The organism is Pararobbsia alpina, from assembly GCF_965118125.1.
GTDB lineage: Bacteria > Pseudomonadota > Gammaproteobacteria > Burkholderiales > Burkholderiaceae > Pararobbsia > Pararobbsia alpina_A.
On the sequence record NZ_OZ221287.1, the window covers coordinates 867310 to 887078 of the forward strand.

General features: G+C 62.3%; 19 protein-coding genes. 8 read left to right on the forward strand and 11 right to left on the reverse strand.

Annotated elements, in window-relative coordinates; translation table 11 throughout:
- Positions 1-302: 302 nt before the first annotated feature.
- Together ACMFWR_RS03695 and ACMFWR_RS03700 are read left to right on the forward strand one after the other, a co-directional pair.
- A complete protein-coding gene (locus ACMFWR_RS03695) occupies positions 303-824 on the forward strand; it encodes a DUF4365 domain-containing protein (protein ID WP_413193677.1) in 522 nt (173 codons plus the stop codon).
- A 302-nt stretch (positions 825-1126) separates the two neighbouring features.
- Complete coding sequence (locus ACMFWR_RS03700) at positions 1127-1960, forward strand: hypothetical protein (protein WP_413193678.1); 834 nt, start codon at positions 1127-1129, stop codon at positions 1958-1960.
- 40 nt (positions 1961-2000) lie between these two features.
- Here the strand turns inward: ACMFWR_RS03700 and ACMFWR_RS03705 are convergent, their stop codons facing one another.
- The 7 genes from ACMFWR_RS03705 to ACMFWR_RS03735 form a co-directional block, all read right to left on the reverse strand.
- Positions 2001-3047 (reverse strand): substrate-binding domain-containing protein, encoded by a 1047-nt coding sequence (locus tag ACMFWR_RS03705; RefSeq protein WP_413193679.1) that lies wholly within the window; start codon positions 3045-3047, stop codon positions 2001-2003.
- Between the two features lie 303 nt (positions 3048-3350).
- Complete coding sequence (locus ACMFWR_RS03710) at positions 3351-4427, reverse strand: ABC transporter ATP-binding protein (protein ID WP_413193680.1); 1077 nt, start codon at positions 4425-4427, stop codon at positions 3351-3353.
- Positions 4428-4430: 3 nt separating this feature from the next.
- Entirely contained in the window at positions 4431-5279 is an 849-nt protein-coding gene (locus tag ACMFWR_RS03715) for a carbohydrate ABC transporter permease (RefSeq protein ID WP_413194769.1), read from the reverse strand.
- A gap of 92 nt (positions 5280-5371) precedes the next feature.
- Positions 5372-6205 carry a carbohydrate ABC transporter permease gene (locus ACMFWR_RS03720; RefSeq protein WP_413194770.1) on the reverse strand — a complete coding sequence of 278 codons (834 nt, stop codon included), beginning with the start codon at positions 6203-6205 and terminating at the stop codon, positions 5372-5374.
- 175 nt (positions 6206-6380) lie between these two features.
- A complete protein-coding gene (locus tag ACMFWR_RS03725; RefSeq protein ID WP_413193681.1) occupies positions 6381-7625 on the reverse strand; it encodes an ABC transporter substrate-binding protein in 1245 nt (414 codons plus the stop codon).
- Positions 7626-7711: 86 nt separating this feature from the next.
- Positions 7712-9100, reverse strand: a complete 1389-nt coding sequence (locus ACMFWR_RS03730) for a GH1 family beta-glucosidase (protein WP_413193682.1) — start codon at positions 9098-9100, stop codon at positions 7712-7714.
- Between the two features lie 163 nt (positions 9101-9263).
- Positions 9264-10532, reverse strand: a complete 1269-nt coding sequence (locus tag ACMFWR_RS03735; protein ID WP_413193683.1) for an MFS transporter — start codon at positions 10530-10532, stop codon at positions 9264-9266.
- 466 nt (positions 10533-10998) lie between these two features.
- Between ACMFWR_RS03735 and ACMFWR_RS03740 the strand changes: the two genes are divergently transcribed.
- Together ACMFWR_RS03740 and ACMFWR_RS03745 are read left to right on the forward strand one after the other, a co-directional pair.
- Complete coding sequence (locus tag ACMFWR_RS03740) at positions 10999-11391, forward strand: surface-adhesin E family protein (RefSeq protein ID WP_413193684.1); 393 nt, start codon at positions 10999-11001, stop codon at positions 11389-11391.
- Between the two features lie 85 nt (positions 11392-11476).
- Positions 11477-11728, forward strand: coding sequence for a hypothetical protein (locus ACMFWR_RS03745; RefSeq protein WP_413193685.1), 252 nt, complete (start codon positions 11477-11479; stop codon positions 11726-11728).
- A gap of 56 nt (positions 11729-11784) precedes the next feature.
- On the opposite strand, the gene ACMFWR_RS03750 is transcribed toward ACMFWR_RS03745, so the two are convergent.
- Positions 11785-12729 carry a LysR family transcriptional regulator gene (locus ACMFWR_RS03750; protein WP_413193686.1) on the reverse strand — a complete coding sequence of 315 codons (945 nt, stop codon included), beginning with the start codon at positions 12727-12729 and terminating at the stop codon, positions 11785-11787.
- Positions 12730-12967: 238 nt separating this feature from the next.
- Between ACMFWR_RS03750 and ACMFWR_RS03755 the strand changes: the two genes are divergently transcribed.
- Complete coding sequence (locus tag ACMFWR_RS03755) at positions 12968-14260, forward strand: porin (protein WP_413193687.1); 1293 nt, start codon at positions 12968-12970, stop codon at positions 14258-14260.
- A gap of 5 nt (positions 14261-14265) precedes the next feature.
- Here ACMFWR_RS03755 and ACMFWR_RS03760 read toward each other — a convergent pair whose 3' ends face one another.
- A complete protein-coding gene (locus ACMFWR_RS03760) occupies positions 14266-15129 on the reverse strand; it encodes an EcsC family protein (RefSeq protein ID WP_413194771.1) in 864 nt (287 codons plus the stop codon).
- Between the two features lie 213 nt (positions 15130-15342).
- Here ACMFWR_RS03760 and ACMFWR_RS03765 point away from each other — a divergent pair, with 213 nt between their 5' ends.
- From ACMFWR_RS03765 to ACMFWR_RS03775, 3 genes are read left to right on the forward strand one after another with little or no spacing between them, the layout of a single operon-like run.
- Entirely contained in the window at positions 15343-16938 is a 1596-nt protein-coding gene (locus ACMFWR_RS03765; RefSeq protein WP_413193688.1) for an MFS transporter, read from the forward strand.
- A 10-nt stretch (positions 16939-16948) separates the two neighbouring features.
- A complete protein-coding gene (locus tag ACMFWR_RS03770; RefSeq protein ID WP_413193689.1) occupies positions 16949-17425 on the forward strand; it encodes a MarR family winged helix-turn-helix transcriptional regulator in 477 nt (158 codons plus the stop codon).
- A 19-nt stretch (positions 17426-17444) separates the two neighbouring features.
- Positions 17445-17903 (forward strand): hypothetical protein, encoded by a 459-nt coding sequence (locus ACMFWR_RS03775; protein WP_413193690.1) that lies wholly within the window; start codon positions 17445-17447, stop codon positions 17901-17903.
- Positions 17904-18036: 133 nt separating this feature from the next.
- On the opposite strand, the gene queF is transcribed toward ACMFWR_RS03775, so the two are convergent.
- Together queF and ACMFWR_RS03785 are read right to left on the reverse strand one after the other, a co-directional pair.
- On the reverse strand, positions 18037-18861 hold the full coding sequence (queF, locus tag ACMFWR_RS03780) for an NADPH-dependent 7-cyano-7-deazaguanine reductase QueF (protein WP_413193691.1): 825 nt from the start codon (positions 18859-18861) through the stop codon (positions 18037-18039).
- Positions 18851-19765 carry a 5'-nucleotidase gene (locus ACMFWR_RS03785; RefSeq protein ID WP_413193692.1) on the reverse strand — a complete coding sequence of 305 codons (915 nt, stop codon included), beginning with the start codon at positions 19763-19765 and terminating at the stop codon, positions 18851-18853. Before ACMFWR_RS03785 ends, queF begins: the two co-directional genes overlap by 11 nt.
- Between the last annotated feature and the right edge of the window lie 4 nt (positions 19766-19769).

The window sequence follows — 19769 nt, forward strand, 5'->3', positions numbered from 1 at the left end:
AGGCAGGCAACGCACAAGACGACCTTCGTCCGTTCGCGCAATTCAATGGTGAGAATAGATGTGCGTACCCAATCGCGGCAGAGTCTGTACCACATTCAGACTTTTCAACACGGCCATCCCCTATTTTTGATACTCCGAATACGTACACTCGTCGGTTTCAGTTCGACTGCGTGTGAAACGATCCGACGCGCAGCGACTCGACAAGCGGGCCGCGAGGTCCGGCTACTTTCATGCGAGGTGCCATGCGACACAGAAAGAAAGTCCCGAAAGTTGCGGGGCCTCGCTTGTCAGACAACGACGTCATGGCAGAACTTAGCTACGCATATGTGCACGCCGTCGCCGCGTCTGCGGGTGTCGAATGCGTGGTGTCCGGACGTATTTCGGATAACGAAGGGGTCGATCTCCGTTTGTTCGGTAACGGGCCCTTCCCGGACGGAGTGAAACGAAGGTTCGCTCAGCTCGATGTGCAAATCAAGGCGACCTCCGGGAAACCCGCACATGTGGACGGCGCGTTTTCGTATTCGCTTCGGGATGTCTCGAAGTATGACCTCTATCGATGCCGAACCCGTACACCGCCCTGCATCCTGGTCGCACTGTTTTTACCCGAGAGTCGGGCCGAGTGGGTGGCCCAGGACATTTGCGCACTTTCGCTGCGCCGCTGTGCCTATTGGCTCAGCCTGCGAGGAGCGCCGGAAACGAGCAACGCCACGTCCGTCACGATCCGGTTTCCGACAGATCAAGTATTTGATGCTGCTGCACTGAAGACATTGATGCGGCTAGCCGCCTCGGACGAGTTCCCCTTTTACAAGGAGTGCAAGCAATGAGCGAAAGGCGCTACATCAATGCAGGCAATTTGGAAGACTTCCTGCTGACCCAAGGATGGGTCGCTGACCGTCGTGGTCCGGATCAGCTCGAGGTTGAGCTGACCCATGTCGATCATCCAGAAGAGTGCATTTGCCTGCCGTCTTCGACGACCTATTCGGGTATTGAACACCTCACTGAGCGATGCCTGCTTCAGTATTTGCGGCTTACAGGCGAATCCGACGCGGACATACGCTATCGCATCGCGCATGTGCACAGCGACACAATCCGGATTCGCGTGTTTGGCGGCCCCGCATCCGAAGGCATGCCGTTGAACTACGTCAACAAAGTCGCGCAAGCGCTGCGCACGTTCCTGCGCACAGGATTTCGCATTGCCACTTCGCAGTCCGACAACAAGGCGATTGGCAACACCGAAGAGGCATATACCCGCAACCTACGCGCAACACTTGAAACGGAGCGGTATGAGACATTCATGGAATATCGCCTGGCGTGTCCGCTCGGTCTTTCGCGCGTCGAGTTCGAGGCGCGTGGAGTCGGCATCGCCACGCCTATCGTTCGGCGAGTGATGCTCGCCATCCACGACCAGATCGGAGAACTTTACGACACGATCGTCAATCGCGAGCAGCGCGAGTTTCTGTCCTCGGCCAGGCAAAGCGGGTGGAACGACACATCGGCTTCTTTTGTTGAAGCGTTCCTCAACCTGTTCGATGTCGATCGTGGATACTCTCTCGAAGTTCGATTTCTTTGGGGGGGCGGGTTTCCGAACGAGGGAAGGCATCTCGCGCAGCCGCTGACTTTTCGTTCGGGCGATAGTCTGTTCGTTCACGATCTCTATCACGCTATGGCGTGTCGCGAGGAGTCCGACGTGTACGTGGGAGTTCTTGCGCATCTGCAACGCGGCCAAGGGGCGGCGTCGGCAGTTGGTCCGAGGGCGGTACTGACGTTGCTACTGGCGAATGGCGACGTGATTCCGGCCCACGTTGATCTGTCGGAAGCGCAATACTCCAAAGCTCGACAGGCGCAAGAGAGCGGGCATCAATACGTCAGGGTCGGCGGCGTGCTTGAGACGGTGGACCAGCCTGGACAGCTTGCGCGACTGGAGCTCACCCGATTGACCGAATTTGATGTCATCGGGTGAAAAGCAGAGACGACGATGAGAAGGTGCGTGAGAGGCGCGATCACACCACCTTTCGCCGCCCCTTTGTCGTCGGCGCCGAATCGCGCACGCGTGCGACGGAGTTACGTTCCGACACCGAGATCGGAAACTCGCGTTCGATGGGCAGTTCGTCGCCGTAGCACGCGTTGATCAGCCAGCGCACCGCGTTGGCGGTCATCTCGTCCATGGGGATGTGCACTGACGTCAGCGTCGGTGCGGTGTGTGCAGCGGCATCGACATCGTCGTACCCGATGATCGACAGGTCGTTCGGCACCGAAATGCCCGTGTGCCTCAGATACGAAAGGGCGCCGATCGCCATATCGTCGTTCGCGCAAAACAAGCCCGTGAAGTCGCGCCCTTGATCGAGCAGCGCCTTCATCGCGCGCCATCCGCCATCGGGCGTGAAGTTGCTTTCGACGCGCTTGATCGCAGACGGATCGATTCCGTGTTCCGACACGACGCTCAGGAATCCTTCGATCCGGTCGAGGTTATCGGGCGCTGTCGTCGGCCCCGCGATGACGGCGAGCTTGCGATGACCGTAGTCGAGCAAGGTCTGCGCGGCCATTTCGCCGCCACGCCGATGATCGACCGAGAAGCATGCCTCGCCCATCATGTCGAACATGCGGTTAAGCACAACCAGCTTGGGCATGCGCTGCCGTATGCGAACCAGATCGTCGTCGCTGAGCTCATGACTGATCACGACGATACCGTCGCAGTCGCGCGAAATCAGGAAGTCGATCGCATCGAGCGCCTGTTCGCGGCCGGTGCCTTCACCACTGCCGTTTGCGACGACCATGTGCCGGTGCACGGCACGCAATTCATTGTCGGTGGTTTCGAGAATCGTGCCGTAGAAGTTGCCGCGAAACGAGGGCACGAAGAGCCCGATCATCCCGAGCGATTGTTTGGACAGGGCACGGCCGATCGAGGAGGGGCGGAAGTCGAGCGCCGCAATGGCGGCCTGCACGCGTGCAGCCGCCTCGGGCGATACGGACCCTTTGCCGGAAATGGCGCGCGAAGCCGTGCCGACACCGACGCCGGCCAGTTTTGCGACATCCTTGATCGTTGCCACGCGCTCTCCCCTGTACTTGTCGCGGTGATCTGGCGCGTCGATGCACCGGACAAAAAGCGGCGATTATAGGGCCGTCGCCGCAGGCCCATGGTCAGAAAAAAATAGTCAGATCGCGCGCGAAGCCACTCTGCGTCGAGCCGGTTGCCGGCATCGCTTCGGTGATCCGAAGTCTGACTGCCGTGAGCCGGCCTCCGGGATCTCACGACGAGATTCCGGAGGCGAGGTGCAATAAGCGCGTGTGAGAGCCTGAAAACGCCGGCCCGACTTCTCAGACAAAGGCGGATGCCCCGCCCGCCGGACGCATCAGAGGCGTTGACCGCTCGTCTGATCGAACAGCGAAATGTTGCGAGGATCGATCACGAAGCCGACGGACTGGTCGAGCTGGGCGCTCTCCGTATCGCCGGCGATCGACGACAGCGTCTTGCCGGCAAAATCGATCCAGACGACGTGGTGATTGCCCATCGGTTCGATCAGCGAGACGGTGCCACGATATTTCGCGTCGCCCAACGCGACATGCAGATCTTCCGGACGAATGCCAGCAACGACTTGCGCGCCTGCAGCGGGTTCACGCGTGAACGCGTAGCGCGACACGTCGATCACGACATCGCCCGAACGGAACGTATAGCCGTTGCCGTCGCGCTCGATCTTGCCTTCGAGGAAGTTCATGCCCGGCGAACCGAGGAAGCCCGCGACGAACAGGTTGGCCGGCTTTGCATAAACCTCGGCCGGCGCGCCGATCTGCTGGATCACGCCGCCGCGCATGACGGCGATGCGTGTGGCGAGCGTCATGGCCTCGACCTGATCATGCGTCACGTAGATCATCGTCGAGCCGAGCGTCTTGTGCAGTTGCTTGAGCTCGCGGCGCAGTTCCGTACGCAGCTTCGCATCGAGGTTCGACAGCGGCTCGTCGAACAGGAACACATCCGCTTCACGAACGATCGCACGACCGATCGCGACGCGCTGACGCTGACCGCCGGACAGCTGCGCAGGCTTGCGCTTGAGCAGGGGCTCAAGGTGAAGAATCTCGGCGGCGCGCTTCACGCGGCGTTCGATTTCGTCTTTCGGCGTGCCGTTGATGCGCAGGCCGAACGACATATTGCGCTCGACATTCATCGTCGGATACAAGGCGTACGACTGGAACACGAGACCGATCTGGCGATCCTTCGGATCGGCCCACGTCATGTCCTTGCCACCGATCTCGATCGTGCCGTCCGAGGCTTCGATCAGGCCGGCGATGCTGTGCAGCAGGGTCGACTTGCCGCAACCCGACGGGCCGAGCAAGACGATGAATTCCCCTTCGTTCACATCGAGATTGAGCTTCTCGATGATGGCGTTGCCGCCGAGGGTGATATCCAGATTACGAACGGAAACGTTAGACATGTTCTAGCCCTTGACTGCGCCGGAGGCAATGCCGCGAACAAACCAGCGGCCGGAAATCAGGTAAATCAGCAGCGGCACTGCCGACGTCAGGATGGTTGCAGCCATATTGACGTTGTAGAGCCGTTCGCCGGTCGTCGTATTGATGATGTTGTTGAGCTGGACCGTCATCGGCAGGTTCTTCACGCCAGCGAACACCAGACCCAGAATAAAGTCGTTCCAGATGCCAGTGACCTGCATGATGATCGCGACGATGATCATCGGGGTCGACATCGGCAGCATCAGCTGCAGGAAGATCCGGAAGAAGCCGCCGCCGTCGATCCGCGCGGCCTTGAACAACTCGCCCGGAATCGTCGCGTAATAGTTGCGGAACATCAGCGTCATGATCGGCATGCCGAACACGGTGTGGATCAGCACGATGCCGGGCAGCGAGCTGAACAGATGGACGGTGGCGAGCACGCGCACCATCGGGAAGATCATGACCTGCAGCGGAATGAACGCCCCCATCAGCAGAATCGCAAACAGGATGTTCGCGAACTTCGTGCGCCAGAACGACAGCGCATAACCGTTGAGCGCGCCGAGGAAGATCGACAGGATCGTGCTCGGGATGACGATCTTCACCGAGTTGAAGAAGCCGACCTGAATCCCGTTGCATGCGAGACCCGTGCAGGCCTCTGTCCACGCCGATATCCAGGGCTTGATCGTCAGGTGCATCGGCAATGCGAACAGGTTGCCGAGACGAATCTCGTCCATCGTCTTGAGCGACGTCGTGATCATTACGTACAGCGGCACGAGGAAGATCACGGCGGCGGTCAGCAGGAACGCGTAGACACCAATGCGGGCCGGCGAGAACATCGGCCGGTGACGGCGCGCTGCACGCTTGACCGGATGCGCCGCGGCAGCCGCGGCGCCGCCGACGGCAGACTGGCTCAGTTTAATGTCGTCCATTACGCCCCCCTTCCGGCCAATGCGCGATGGCGCGCGTACAGGATCGGCGCGACAAGCGCGGCGACCGTCAGCAGCATGACGATCGATGCTGCCGATGCGAGACCGAGATTGGCCCGGCCAAACAGGTAATCCATGATGAATTTCGCAGGCACTTCACTGGCCGTGCCCGGTCCGCCCTGCGTCATGGCGACGACAGCGTCGAACAGCTTGATCACGGCGACGAACAGCAGCACGAACGCGGTCGCGATCGACGGTCCGAGCATCGGCAACACGATGCTCGCGTAGACACGCCAACGCGGAATGCCGTCGATACGCGCAGCCTTCCAGATTTCTTCGTCAACGCCGCGCAGACCGGCAAGCAGCAGAGCCATCACGAGACCCGATGCCTGCCAGACGGTGGCCATGACGATCGTGTACATGACCTTGTCCTGACTGACGATCCAGTCGAACTGGAAGCTCGTGAAGCCCAGTTTCTGGATCACCGACTGCAGGCCGAGCGTGGGGTTCAGCATCCACTGCCAGACCAGGCCGGTCGCGACGAACGACATGGCGTAGGGGTACAGGAAGATCGTGCGGAGCACGCCTTCGCCCGTGATCTTCTGATCGATGAACACGGCGAGCAGAAAGCCGATGATCAGGCACGCGGCGATAAACAGAATGCCGTAGAGGATCAGATGCTGCAGGGAGACGATCCAGCGATCGTTATTGAACAATCGCACGTATTGGGTCATGCCGACGAAGTCATTCGCCGGAAAGGTGCGTGAACTGCTTACGGAGAGTCTTGCACTCCATACCATCGTGCCGAGATAGACAAACACGACAGTCAGGGCCATCGGTATCAGCGCCAGGTAGGCCGTCCACGGATAACGCTGTCGGCGAGGCTTATTGGCCACAACTTCCTCCAGGTCAAACCAATTCAATCAAAACAAAGACGGCCAGCCGGGGTCCCGTCGGCTGGCCGCTGGGCGCTGCCCGGGAGGGCAGCGTCCATACTACGCCAGAGCGCGATCAGGCACCCTTCATTGCGCTCACGAAGGCCTTCTGCGCGTCGTCAACCGACTCGTTCTTGTTCCAGAAGTTCGTGATCACATCTTGCAGTGCACCATTCAGGTCCGGTGCAACCAGCATTTCGGCGTTCGGCAGTTGACGCGACTTGTCCTTCATCGCGGCGATACCCATTTGTGCGCAGACGTCGAGCTTCGACTCGTCCACGTCCGTACGGATCGGGATCGAGCCCTTCTTCGCGCTGAACGCAACCTGCGGTCCCGGCGAGGTCATGACCGTTGCGAGCAGGTGTTGAGCCTTGACCGCATCGGCGTTGTCCGTCTTCGGGAACACGAACACGTCGCCCGCAACGATGTACGGCGCCTTCGGACCGAAGCCCGGCAGGCAGCCATAGTCCTTGCCCGGCTGTTGCTTCGCGGCGATGAATTCGCCCTTCGCCCAGTCGCCCATGATCTGCACGCCGGCCTTGCCCTGAATCACGAGCGCCGTAGCGTCGTTCCAGTTACGGCCCGGCGAACCTGCGTCGACGTAGTCGTGCAGCTTCTTGTACTGCGCGAGCACGTTCTTGAACGCCGGCGAGCTGGCCGCTGCGATGTCCTTGTCGCGGTAGACCTTCAGGTACAGGTCGGTGCCGCCGACGTCAGCCAGCACGGCGTCGAACGTCAGCTTTTCCTGCCACGGCTGGCCGCCGAGTGCGAGACCGGTGATGCCTGCGGCCTTCAGCTTGCCGAGGTCAGTCATCAGCTCGTCATAGCTCTTCGGCTCGCTCGTGATGCCGGCCTTCTGGAATGCCGGCTTCGAGTAAAAGAACCATGCCGGCATGTGGATGTCGACCGGTGCTGCGTACCAGTGACCCTTGACCTTGATGCTGTCGATGACCGGTTGCGGCAGGATCTTGTCCCAGTTTTCCTTGGTAGCAACGTCGTCGACGTTGTTCAGGAGGCCCTGGTCGATGATGTCGTGGAACTGCTTCGACGTGTTGAACTGAGCAGCCGTGGGAGGATCGCCACCGATGATGCGGTTGATTGCCGCGGCGCGAGCCTGCTCGCCGCCTGCGATAGCCTGGTCGACCCAGACGCCGCCTGCCTTGTTGTACGCATCCGCGAATTCCTTGATGGCTGCCGACTCACCGCCCGACGTCCACCAGTGGATGACTTGTGCCTTCTCGCCGTCGGCATGCGCCACGGCTGCGCCGAGGACCAGCGCGACGCCTGCGGCGATTTGCGACAGCTTTGCTGCTTTGACCATGTAGACCTCCTCCGTTGTAAACCGCAGGCTGACGGGCGTGTCGCCCGCCGCTAGCGTGTGGTTGCTGCTCTCTCGGTACTGCTATTTCAGCTCCGGGCCTTGCGATCAGCCAGGAACTGGGCAATCTGCAGCGCGCTCTTCTTGGGCGTGCGCTTTTGCGTCGTGTAGTCGACGTGAACGATGCCGAAGCGACGCTCGTAACCGAACGCCCATTCGAAGTTGTCCATCAGCGACCAGATGAAGTAGCCACGGATGTCCACGCCGGCCTTCGCTGCATTGTCGAGCGCGGCGAGGTGGCGGTTCAGGAACGAGATCCGCTGGTTGTCGACGACTTCGCCGTCCACGACTTCGTCATCCGACGCCATGCCGTTCTCGGTGATGTAGATCGGGGGCAGGTTCGAATACGTCTTGTGGAAGCCGATCAGCAGATCCTGCAGGCCTTGCGGATACACTTCCCAGCCCATCTGCGTGCGTTCGACGTTGGCCGGCGGCGCTTCGACGAAGCCATGCGCGCCGTCGCTCTTCACGTTCGTGCGGAAGTAGTAGTTGATGCCGAGGAAGTCGAGCTTTGCGCCGATGATCTCCATGTCGCCTTCGAGCACGAGCGGCTCGCAACCCGGCCACAGTTCCCACAGATCCTTCGGGTAGGCCTTGTTGAGCAGCGGTCCGAGCACCCAGGCGTTGTGCTGCACTTCGAACAGGTGAGCCGCGCGCTGATCCGCCGGGCTGTCCGATTCGGCCGTGCCGCGGCCGACGTTCGCGACGATGCCGACTTGCGACGTCGGGTCGTTCTTGCGCAGGATGGGGATCGCCAGGCCGTGACCGAGCAGCAGGTGGTGCATCGCCGTCGGCGCATAGCGCAGCGTGGTCAGACCCGGTGCGTGATGGCCGTTGGCATAGCCGAGGAACGCCGAGCACCACGGCTCGTTGAGCGTCATCCACGCGTCGATCTTGCCGGCGAGTTCGCGGCTGATCAGGTCGGCGTATTCGGCGAAGCGGTAAGCGGTGTCGCGGTTGAGCCAGCCGCCGCGGTCCTCGAGGTACTGGGGCAGGTCCCAGTGGTAGAGGGTCGCGTAGACCTTCATGCCCTTCGCGCGCAACGCGTCGACGAGGTTCTTGTAGAAGTCGATGCCCTTCTGGTTCGGCGTGCCGTCGGCGTGCATCACGCGCGGCCATGCGATCGAGAGGCGGTAGCCGTCGACGTTCAGCGACTTGAGCAGCTCGACGTCTTCCTGCCAGCGATGGTAGTGATCGCACGCGAACTCGCCCGTGTCACCGGCGAGCACTTTGCCCGGCTTGGCGGAGAACGTGTCCCAGATCGACGGAATGCGGCCGTCTTCGTTGACGGCGCCTTCGATCTGGTACGAAGCCGTTGCGGTGCCGAGCAAGAAGTCCTTGCGCCACAAGATCGAATCGGAAGGCGGGGAGAACGTCTGATCACCAGCGTTCGAGGCGTGAGGCGCGTCGTTGAACACAAAGACTCCTAGCAAGGGATATTTCAGAAATGAAGAAATTGGAAACGGTTCCAATCAAGTTCGCGAAATGTATCAGCCACCCAAATGGTGAGTGAATAGGGGTTTCTACAGGGGGTGAAAAAAGCGAGAAACTGGCGGCCGGGAGCGAGGCCCGGCGCGGCCGTCAGTGTGTTTGGGGTGTGCAAGCGGCGCCGGGCGCGGCATCCGGTTCCGCTTGGGTCAGGGCAGGGGTCTCGCCGACGACACGGCCGCCAACGATTGCGATCGCGCAGGCGGCGACGAGCAGCAGCAGGAACGCGATGCGCATGCCGAGCATGTCGGCGCAGAAGCCGATGATCGGCGGTCCGATCAGGAAGCCGGCATACCCGGCGGTCGCGGCCATCGAGACGCCGATCGCGGGCGTCGCACCTGCGCGCCCTGCCGCGCTGAAGATGATCGGGACGAGGTTCGACAGGCCGACGCCGATCAGGACATAGCCGGCGCAGCCGATGACCACTTGCGGAACGGCGATCACGATCAGGAATCCGATCGCGGACAGCCCTCCGCCGATCCACATCATCGCTTGCTGACCAAAGCGGCGCACGAACAGGTCGCCGATCAGCCGGCACGCCGTCATGGCAAATGCAAACGAGGCGTAGCCCAAGGCGGCCTCGGCGGCGGTGCCGTGCGCGATCGTGCGCAGGTAGACGCCGCTCCAGTCCGTCACCGAGCCTTCCGTCACCATCGACAGGAACGCGACCGCACCGAGCAGGAGCAAGAGCCGGTTGCGGAACGTGAACGGCACTTTTTCGTGATGAACGGGGGGCGCTTCGAAGCCGGGCTTCAGGCCGATGATCGCGCTGGCGATCACGATGACCGCGCTCGCGACCGCAGGCAACGCGAGGCCGGCGCCAACGGAGAAACCCGACTTTGCAATGAAGCCGCCGAGCGACGCGCCGAGCAGCCCGCCGAAGCTCCACGCTGCGTGAAACGACGACATGATGGCCTTGCCCCAACGCGTTTCGATATAGCTTGCGTGCCCGTTCATGAGCACGTCCATCGAACCGTTGCTCATGCCGAGCACGAACAGTGCGGCCATGATGACCGGCAGCGAGGGGGCAAACCCGGGCAGGCCGAGCAGCACGACAAACGCGAGCGAGGCAAGCAGCGTCGAGCGCGGCGTGCCGAGCCGCAGCGCGACGCGTCCGGCCATCGGCATGGCGATGATGGCGCCGGCGGCGAAGGACAGCAGCGCAATGCCGAGCAGCGTGTCCGAGAGCCCGAGGTGTTCCTTGATTCGCGGAATCTCGGCCGCCCAGGCGCCGATACCCAGTCCGTTCGCAAAGAAAGCGCCGATGGTCGCAATACGCTCGCGCGCGGGCGTCGTTGCGGGCGCCCGATGCGTCGCGTTTGCGGGCGCATCACCTGCGTCGCGGGTGTTGTGCTGCGTCATGCTGTCTCCCTCTTGCCTTCTGTCCTGGCGAGTCTTTGTGAATCTTTGCGATCGACTGCGATCGATCGCAACTTCGTGCGAGTTATTGCGCATTCGGCATGCGTGATTCGGCGCATGTTATCGCAATGAAAGCGTGCGGCAAGAGGGGGGCGCCATCGGCAATGGCAGTCTGGAAGGTCGCTACGCCGCAAGCGCTGACCAGTTCGGGCCGACCACTTGGCTCGGGATGCCGCAGTCGATGCGCGAACGCAAACGTTTTTGTCTACTCCGCCGGGACCCTCCGCAGCATTCCGGGCGTCGAAGAAAAAATATTTTGTGTCGCAAATAATCTGCATGGCCACGCTGCGGGTGTGGAATCCGGTCCTTGCGTTTGCTGTACCGGGCAGCGGGGCGCCTGCTAGAATTCTGCGGAACTTCCAAATCATCATTTCAAGAACAACTCACGCCATTTCACCGGATCATGAGCATGCGCGTTTTCTGGAAGTGCGTGATTCCAATACTGTTTATCGGTATCGCCAATCTGGCCCACGCGACCAAGTGGGTTCGGCTTTCTGACGCCCCGGACTTAACGTTTTCGGTCGACACGGACAGCGTCATCAAGGACGAAGACGGCTACATCGACTATCTGACGTTGACGACCTGGAAGGACCCTGCGAACCCTCCGGGTGCCACTGCGCCGGTCGTATCGGCGGTCACCCGCTACAAAATGGATTGCACGCGTCGCCAGTCGATGGCCATCGACGCGCATTATGTCGGCGCGGATGGTGCGGCTGCGGGGGTGCACAGCTTTCCTCCCAACGCGTGGACACCGGTTGCGCCGGGTACCGTGGTGGATGCCATTTATTCGAAGATTTGCTGACCCCGGTGGGGCCAGATCCATTCGCTGACTGCGCTGACTCAACTCACTGCCCCTCATCCTTCGATCCCGCATTCACCCACGCATCATGGCTATCAAGATTTCGGGTCCGTACAAGGGTTACTTCATCACCGTCGAGGCAACGCTCGCGTTCGAGCGTCGCCTCGACGAGCGTCCTGCATTTTCGGCGACGACCTATATCTATCGTCATGCGCCAAGCGGGGATGGTCGGGGTCGAAAGGTCGAAATGAATCACGGGCGCCGCTTTTTGAGCGTCGCGGACGCGTTCATCTTTGGCGAGCACTGCGCACACGCGCAGATCGACGACGCGGAAGCCTGATCGTCCGCACGGGCATGATCGGCTGCCCGGCGTCATGGCCAGGTGACCATGATCGACTATGCGGCGCAGGCGACGGTTTCACGACGCGGTGTCGCGGGTTCACCGCTCTGCCGGAAGTATTGAATCGCGAACTCGACAAAGGTGCGCGTCTTGGCCGACTGATGACGCCGTCCGGGATAGACGATCGACACGTCGCAGCACGCGTCGGTCGGGCAATATCCGGGCAGCACGCGCTGGAGCGCGCCGTTTGCAATATCACTGGCCACGAGCGACTCGGGAACCAGCGCGATGCCTGAATTGGCCAGCGCGGCGTGCCGGATCAGTGCTGCATCGTTTGACGCGTAGTCGAGTTCAAGACAGACCTGCGTCGAACGCCCTTGCGGGCCTTCGAAGGACCAGACATTGTCGCGAAGCGTGCTGGTCGGCCCGAGCACGGCGTGGTCCACCAGCGCTTCTGGCAGATCGGGACGGCCGTGGCTTGCCAGATAGCGTGGCGTTGCGACAATGGTGCCGCGTATCGACAGCAGCGGTCGATGCACGAGGCTTCCCGCGCTGACCAGATCGGGCGTGACGATGCCCGTGTCGTAGCCTTCCTCGACCAGATCGACGCGGCGATTCATCAAGGTCACGTGAACGCGGACATCCGGGAACTGCGCGCGGTAGGCCGACAGCATCGAAGTGAGTCCGCCGATCGAGCACGATGTCGACGCGACGACCCGCAAGGTGCCCGTTGGTGTGACCGTTGCATTGCCCACCGTGGATTCGATTTCGTCGATACGGACGAGGACTTCGCGGCACCCCTGCGCGTAGTCGCGCCCCGCTTCGGTCAGCGAAACGGATCGCGTCGTACGGTTCAACAGCCGCGTGTTCAGATGGGCTTCGAGCAACGCCACATAGCGCGTGACGGCGGCGTTCGACATATCGAGACTCGTCGCTGCCCGCCCGAAGCTCCCGGTTTCGGACACGCGCAGGAAGACACGCATCGCTTGCAACACATTCATCGATCGAACTCCACAGCACACCCGTGCATCGAGCCCGGTGTAGATCGCCACATGATGCCGTTCCCACGTGGAAAACGGGTTCGGGAGATTCCGAGATTGGGGTAGGAAAAGGCCGCGCCACGTCACGCCGTCTCGCTATTCAACTTTCTCGAAATAGCTTTTGTGTTGTTTCAGGCTATCCATGCGGGCAGGCAGTGCGCAGACTTTGGCCTCTCCATTGCGATACGAGAGGCTGTTGATGCGTCAATCCGTCTTGATTTCGTCGTACGCCGACTGCTGTGATCCGGCTCGTTCTGTTTATCCGATTGCTGCGGGTCTGACGGCAGATCCTCCGGTCACCGGTACTGTCCGGCGCCGGCGCATCCGCTCAAGGGCGGCTTCGCTCGCCGCGCTCTGCACGTGTCTGCTGAGCGCCGGCAACGCGTGCGCCGAATCGGAGGTCGCGCTGTACGGGGAAATCGATACGGGCGTCACCTACGCGAACCCGGTTGCGGGAGAGGGTGGTCGAGGGCGCCGATGGTCAGTGTCGAGTAGCAATGTGGCCGGCAACTTTGTCGGGCTGCGTGGCAGTGAGGACCTCGGCGGAGGCGCGTCCGCGATATTCACGATCGAGCAGGGCATCGATTCGAGCAACGGTCAGGCCGTCGAAGGACAGCCCATGTTCGTCGGGCTTTCGCATCCGGTATGGGGCACGCTGACGCTGGGCCTGCAGTACGACGCGATCAACGATTTTCTGGCGCCGTTGACATTGACGGGCAGCGACGGCGGCACCTACTTCGCGCATCCGTTCGACGCGGACAATGCCAACGCTTCAGTGTTATCGAGTCATTCGGTCAAGTGGGCCAGCGCGGACTGGGACGGGTTTCGCGTCGGAGGGCAATATTCGATCGATCCGGAACGCTCCGACCGCTCGACCTGGAGCATCGGGGCGGGCTACGGCGCGGGCGCGCTGAGTCTGGGTGCGGCCTACGCGCAGTATGCCGACGTGGCCTTCAGCGATCTGCCCGAAGCGGGGATCGCGGGGATCGGTTCAGCAGGGGCGCCATTCCCGCCGGTCCGGGTTATGTCATCCCAGCCGGCGGGGAGCGACTCCGCCAGCGTGGCGGACGCCGCCCGCGTAGCACGCCGCGTCTACGGCGCAGGCCTCAATTACTCACTCGGGCCTGCGACGTTTGGCGCGGTCTATACGCATGTTCGTTACGACAGCGTCAATCTGGCGCCTGGCGTGCGCGCCGCGCTGGACAACTACGAAGTGAACGCACGTTATGACGCGACACCCGCGGTGCGGCTCGCCGCGGGCTTCACACATTCGTCGGGCACATTGCGCGTCGCGGGCCAAAGCCAGCGTGCCGCATGGAATCAGATCGGCGTGCACGCCAACTATGCGATGTCGCGACGCACGGACCTCTACGCCGAGGGCCTGCATCAGCGCACGATGAGCGGGGCGCCGTTAGCGTTCGTCAACGGGATCGGTGCATCGGGTACCGACCAGATGTCGGTGCTGGCGATGGGCGTGCGGCACCGCTTCTGACGGGGCTAGGCCGGCAGGGCGTCCCACTGCGCCCGGACGGCTTCCTCGCCATAGCGACGTTCAAGCGCGCGGACTGTGAAATGCGCGTCGGCAATATGCTGAAAATGGTCGATAAACGCCGCATTGATCGCTGCGCCGAATACGGCGCCGAGCGCCGGGACCGATTTCGCGGCGATCTGCTCGCTGATCTGCACGGATAGCCGTGAAGCGATTTGCCGGATCAGCTGGAGCAGCACGGAAGACGAATGCGCGCCGATGCCTTTTGCCGCCAGCTCGCTCGAGGCGCGTGACACGGCCTGCGCCAGTGCGCTGCGAACCATGAAATAGCCCCACTGGGCATCGTCGTCGTCGCTTGCCGGACCGCCGAGCGCCAGCACGAGCAGGCACTGCATCTGCACGGCGGGATCGGCGAGCGTTTCGCCCTTGTCCTGCGCGATCGCACAGATCGAACGGAACATCAGCGTCGTCGTGACCGGGAGCTCCGCCGGCAGCGCGATCATGCCGAAGGCGCCACCTGCAGCGCCGGTCCCGATCACCGCAAGCTTGTGCAAGGTCCGCGATTGCGCGCGTGTGGCCTGGGTCAGCCGGCCAGTGAGTCGCGTGAGCGTGCGTGGCGCCGAGGGCGGCGGCGAAGTCGAAGACGAAGACGTCACGGATGTCGACGACGGCAAGGTTTTGACCGCGACATCGAGGCACTTGCGCAGGGCCGCTTCGGCGATATCGGTGATCTTGTCGTGGGCACCGCCCGGGATATGACGCAGCAGCGTATCGATCCGCGTGCCGACCATCGACGCGAGCCGGATCGCCAGCGACGGACGTAGCAAGGTCGTTTTTGCCGCGGCAAGCGCACGCAGGTCGGCATCGCCCATCGGCGTATGTCGGGCAGCGCCCGGAGCGGCTTCGACCCGACGTTGCGCAGACGCATCCGGGTTATCCGGGCCATCCGGCCGGTCGGGAAAGGCTGAGTGACGGTTCATCCGGTCTCCATCCGGTCGGGGAGGTCTTACCATTCGGCGCGCTCGTGAAGCGGCATGCGTGCTATGATCGCTTCACTTGACGCGTCAACAATTGCATTATCAAACATGGCAGTTCACACCGCAGCACCGCACTCGCAAGGCCAGGTCCTTCCGTTTCGCGAATCGCTTCTCGCTATTCTCGGCATCGCCTTTGTCACCATGCTCGTCGCGCTCGACCAGACGGTCGTCGGGACGGCGTTGCCGACCATCGTCGCCGAACTTCACGGATTCGATCTCTACGCCTGGGTCGCGACGTCCTATCTGCTGGCCTCAGTCATCACCGTGCCGGTATTTGGCCGGCTCGGTGATTATTTCGGGCGCAAACCGTTTGTGCTCGCATCCATTATCGTCTTCACGGGCGCCTCGCTCCTCTGCGGCGCTGCGCACTCGATGCTCGGACTCGTGCTCGCACGCGGCCTCCAGGGGATCGGCGGGGGCATGCTGGTCGGCACGGCCTTCGCGTCGATTCCCGACCTATTTCCCGAAGCACATACCCGGCTGCGCTGGCAGGTGGTCATGAGTTCTGCGTTCGGCATTGCCAATGCGGTCGGCCCCTCGCTCGGCGGGTTTTTGACTCAGTACTATGGTTGGCGTTCGGTGTTTTACGTGAACCTGCCGATCGGCCTGCTGTCGCTGTTTTTCGTCTGGCGCTTCCTGCCGCATCTGCGCAATAGCAAGCATGTAGGGCGCGTGCAAATCGACTGGCTCGGCGCCGGGCTGATCGCCGTGTCGCTGGGCGCGCTCCAGATGCTGGTCGAGGAGCTGCCCAAGCGCGGGGTCACGGTGATGACCGGTTTGCTGTTCGTGCTTGCGGTCATCGCGTTCGGTGCGCTCGTTTTTTGGGAGCGTCGCGCCCCGCACCCGATTCTGCCGCTCGACATGTTTGCGAATCGCGCCTTGTCCACGCTGTTTTTACTTGCGGTGCTCGGAGGCTTCTCGTTGTTCGCCCTGTTGTTTTATGCGCCCTTGTTGCTTCAGGGCGGTTTCGGGATGACGCCGCAAGAGGCGGGCCTGATGATCACGCCGCTCGTGGTGTGCATCACGATTGGCAGCATCACGAACGGGCGGATCGTCACGCGCCTGCGCAATCCGAATGCGATGCTGTACGTTGGCTTCGTGCTGATCGGCATCGCGTGCCTCGGCATCGGCATCGCGACGCGTTCGATGTCGCATGCGCTGCTGTTTGTGTTCATGCTGTCCGGCGGCATGGGGCTCGGCTTTGTCTTGCCGAACCTCACCGTCTTTGGCCAGCAGGCAGCGGGGCGCGAACACTTCGGTATAGCGACGGCCTTGCTTCAGTCCTTGCGCATGGTCGGCGGCATGCTCGGCACGGCTTTGACGGGTACGCTGGTGACGCATCTGTACCGGCACGGTGTGCACGTTGCACTGGATGACGCACACGCGCTTGGATGGCTGGCACGGCTTGCCGACCCGCAGATCCTCATCGATCGCGAAGCGCAAGCCGCGCTGGTGGCGGAGCTGGCCAAGGCGGGGCACAATGGCGCCCTGCTGATCGAACAGGCGCGCGAGTCGCTCGTCAGCGGAATTCATTTGGGTGAGGCGGTTGCTGCCGTCGTCGCATTTATCGCTGTCGTGTGTTCGCGGCGCGTGCCACCGGTCCGGCTAAAACGAGCCGTGGAGCCGACCTTAGTTGCGGAGTAAGAGGTGAGTCATGAACGATCGTGAACGTATCGCGCTGATCCAGCAGTTCGGGCGCACATACCGTGCGTTCATGGCGGGGTTCGAAGGTCGTGTCGGACAGCCGCTGCCGCGCTGGCGTGTGCTGATCGCCTTGTACGACCATGGCGGCGCGCGCTCGCAGCGGCAACTGGTCGAACAATGCCGTATCGATCCGGGCGCGCTGACGCGCCAGGTCAAGGCGCTCGAAGCGCTCGAATGGGTCGAGCGTCGCAGCGACACACGCGACAACCGCGTGACGAACGTGACGCTGACCGATACGGGGCGTGCGGTGGTCGAAGGGTGTCTGCCCGACCGCGACGCGTTCCTCGCGGAAGCCATGAGCAAGATCGACGATGCCACGCTCGCCGCATTGTCGAGCGGCCTTGCGTTACTCGAAGCGGGTGTGGCGGAAACCGTCGCGGCGCATGCGGCCAACGCGGCCGAGCCTGTCGAAGACCCGGTCGAATAAGGCCACTGCGACCGGCTCCGTGCCGCCCCTCCATTTCTCGGAAATCCAGTTTGCTGACTGGCGCATTTTCGCGCTGCTGCTGATCGCACTGAGCGCGCTGCTGATCTGGCGGCGCGGGCCGCGCTGGCCCGTGCTCGTGGCGATGGTCCTGCTTATCGCCGGTTTCTTCGAGTGTCGTCTCGAGACTTCGGTGGACGACAGCGCCGTCCGTGTCCGGTTCGGGTGGGTTCCGGTGTACTCCCGGACGATCGAAAGAAGGGCCATTGCAGCCGTGGCGCCGGTGACCGCGCCCTCCGCAACAGCCTCCGCTGTGACGACCGATGCCTGGGGATGGGGAGCGCACTGGGAACGTGACGGCACATTGGCGATGACGATCCGCGGCTCGCAAGGCGTCATCGTGACCCTGCGCGACGGCAGCCGCATCAGGATCGGATCGCAGGAACCGGGTGCACTCGCCCGTGCGTTGGCCCCGGCGTAACGACTGCTCGAGCCGGGGGAGGAAGAAACCGCGCACGCAACGCACCAGTCCGCGATACCGCTCACATACAAGCCTGCCATCGCGCCCGACCCATGCAGCGCGAACGTGCCATTCGTTCGGCGCTATTGATTATTTATTGCCGGGCCGTGCGCGCGTTGTCCGGGCTCGGCATGCTGAAATTCGTCCGGAACGGATTGATATCGAGCCCGCCGCGACGCGTATATCGCGCATAGATCGCGAGGCGCGTGGGCCGGCATTCGCGCTGGATATCCACAAACATCTGCTCGACGCACTGTTCGTGAAACCCCGTGTGATTGCGATACGAAATGATGTAGCGCAGCAGCCCGGCCTGATCGATTTGCGGACCGTTGTAGAAGATCTGGACGCTGCCCCAGTCCGGTTGCCCAGTCACGGGGCAATTGGTCTTGAGCAGGTTCGAGGTCAGCGTTTCTTCCACCGCCGCTTCGTCAAAGTTGGCGCGTAGCAACGAGGGCGTCGGCTCATAGATCTCGGTATCGAGATCGAGGCGGTCGAGCAACAGGCCGTCGAGTTCGTCGAACTCGAGTTTCTCGAATTCGTACGGCGAGGTCAGCCGCACCTTGACCGATGCGCCTGCCACCGCCGAGAGATCCGTGCGCAGCGTCGCAGCGAGTGCCTCGGCCGATTCGACGACCGTATTGGCAAACGAGCCGAGATACAGCTTGAACGACTTCGATTCGATGATATTCGGCGATTCGGCCGGAATCGTGAATGTCGCAATGGCGATCTGCGGCTTGCCGCGCGCGTTGAGCCACGACAGCTCGTAGGCGTTCCAGATATCCGAGCCGAAGAACGGCAGCGAGCCGGTCAGGCCGATCGGGCCGCGTCCCTGCATCCGTTCGATCGGGAACAACAGCGTCGGGTCGTAGTGCTGCAAATACTCGGCGGGTTTGCCAAGCGGGGATTGATCAGGATTCATCGTTGGAAATACCGGAGATGACGTGGCCCGTCGGCGTCACGCTGATGGCCGACTCGCAGTGAAGCGTCTGGTCGTCAAAGAAAAAATCAGGTTCGAATTCTCGCAGAAAGCGTCCTTTCTCGAGTCCACCGAGAAACATCGCTTCGTCGACATAGATGTCCCATGCCATCAGCGTGCGGATGGCGCGCTCATGCGCGGGGGCAGAGCGCGCCGTCACCAGCGCCGTGCGAATGCGCATCGGCACCTCGGCATCGGCCGCGCTTTGCAGCCGGTGCAACGCCTCGAGCAGCGGCTTGAACGGTCCATTGCCCAAAGGCTTGGCGACACGGCGCGTCTCGTGATGCTGGAAGGCATCGAGCCCTTCGCGCTGATAGATGCGCTCCGCCTCGTCCGAAAACAAGACCGCATCGCCATCGAATGCAATACGGATCTCGTGCGGCGAACGTTCGGCCTGCTTGACCGATTCCGGAAAGACGCGTGCTGCCGGGAAGCCCGCATTCAGCGCGGCCCGCACATCATCGGGGTTGGCCGACAGGAACAGGTTGGCGTTGAGGGCGTTCAGGTAGCCGAACGGCGGTCGCCCGCGCGTAAAGACGCCGCGCTGGATATGCAGATCGTGCCGCTTGGCCGATTTGAACACGCGCAGCCCGCTGACCGGATCGTTCCGCGACAGGATCACGACCTCCACGCGATGCATGTCGCCCTGGTTGAACTGCTGGAGCTTGCGGATCAGGGGATAGGCGACACCGGGCTTGGCCGGGACATCGAGGCGGTCGAGTTGCAGCTTCATGTACGGCCGGTCGTCGCCGTCGGCCTCGTCGAACGCGCGGTTCTCTTCCTCGAAATCGAAGAGCGCGCGCGACGAGATCGCGATGACGAGTTTGTCCTCGAGCGAGAAGGCCATGCGC

Excerpts from the sequence above, each read along its gene's own strand:
- ACMFWR_RS03695 (WP_413193677.1), top strand. The coding sequence starts at position 303 with ATGGCAGAACTTAGCTACGCATATGTGCACGCCGTCGCCGCGTCTGCG.
- ACMFWR_RS03700 (WP_413193678.1), top strand. The coding sequence starts at position 1,127 with ATGCCGTTGAACTACGTCAACAAAGTCGCGCAAGCGCTGCGCACGTTC.
- ACMFWR_RS03710 (WP_413193680.1), bottom strand. The coding sequence starts at position 4,427 with ATGTCTAACGTTTCCGTTCGTAATCTGGATATCACCCTCGGCGGCAAC.
- ACMFWR_RS03715 (WP_413194769.1), bottom strand. The coding sequence starts at position 5,279 with ATGTTCTCGCCGGCCCGCATTGGTGTCTACGCGTTCCTGCTGACCGCC.
- ACMFWR_RS03720 (WP_413194770.1), bottom strand. The coding sequence starts at position 6,205 with ATGGCCCTGACTGTCGTGTTTGTCTATCTCGGCACGATGGTATGGAGT.
- ACMFWR_RS03725 (WP_413193681.1), bottom strand. The coding sequence starts at position 7,625 with ATGGTCAAAGCAGCAAAGCTGTCGCAAATCGCCGCAGGCGTCGCGCTG.
- ACMFWR_RS03735 (WP_413193683.1), bottom strand. The coding sequence starts at position 10,532 with ATGACGCAGCACAACACCCGCGACGCAGGTGATGCGCCCGCAAACGCG.
- ACMFWR_RS03740 (WP_413193684.1), top strand. The coding sequence starts at position 10,999 with ATGCGCGTTTTCTGGAAGTGCGTGATTCCAATACTGTTTATCGGTATC.
- ACMFWR_RS03745 (WP_413193685.1), top strand. The coding sequence starts at position 11,477 with ATGGCTATCAAGATTTCGGGTCCGTACAAGGGTTACTTCATCACCGTC.
- ACMFWR_RS03750 (WP_413193686.1), bottom strand. The coding sequence starts at position 12,729 with ATGAATGTGTTGCAAGCGATGCGTGTCTTCCTGCGCGTGTCCGAAACC.
- ACMFWR_RS03755 (WP_413193687.1), top strand. The coding sequence starts at position 12,968 with ATGCGTCAATCCGTCTTGATTTCGTCGTACGCCGACTGCTGTGATCCG.
- ACMFWR_RS03760 (WP_413194771.1), bottom strand. The coding sequence starts at position 15,129 with ATGGGCGATGCCGACCTGCGTGCGCTTGCCGCGGCAAAAACGACCTTG.
- ACMFWR_RS03765 (WP_413193688.1), top strand. The coding sequence starts at position 15,343 with ATGGCAGTTCACACCGCAGCACCGCACTCGCAAGGCCAGGTCCTTCCG.
- ACMFWR_RS03770 (WP_413193689.1), top strand. The coding sequence starts at position 16,949 with ATGAACGATCGTGAACGTATCGCGCTGATCCAGCAGTTCGGGCGCACA.
- queF (WP_413193691.1), bottom strand. The coding sequence starts at position 18,861 with ATGAATCCTGATCAATCCCCGCTTGGCAAACCCGCCGAGTATTTGCAG.
- ACMFWR_RS03785 (WP_413193692.1), bottom strand. The coding sequence starts at position 19,765 with ATGGCCTTCTCGCTCGAGGACAAACTCGTCATCGCGATCTCGTCGCGC.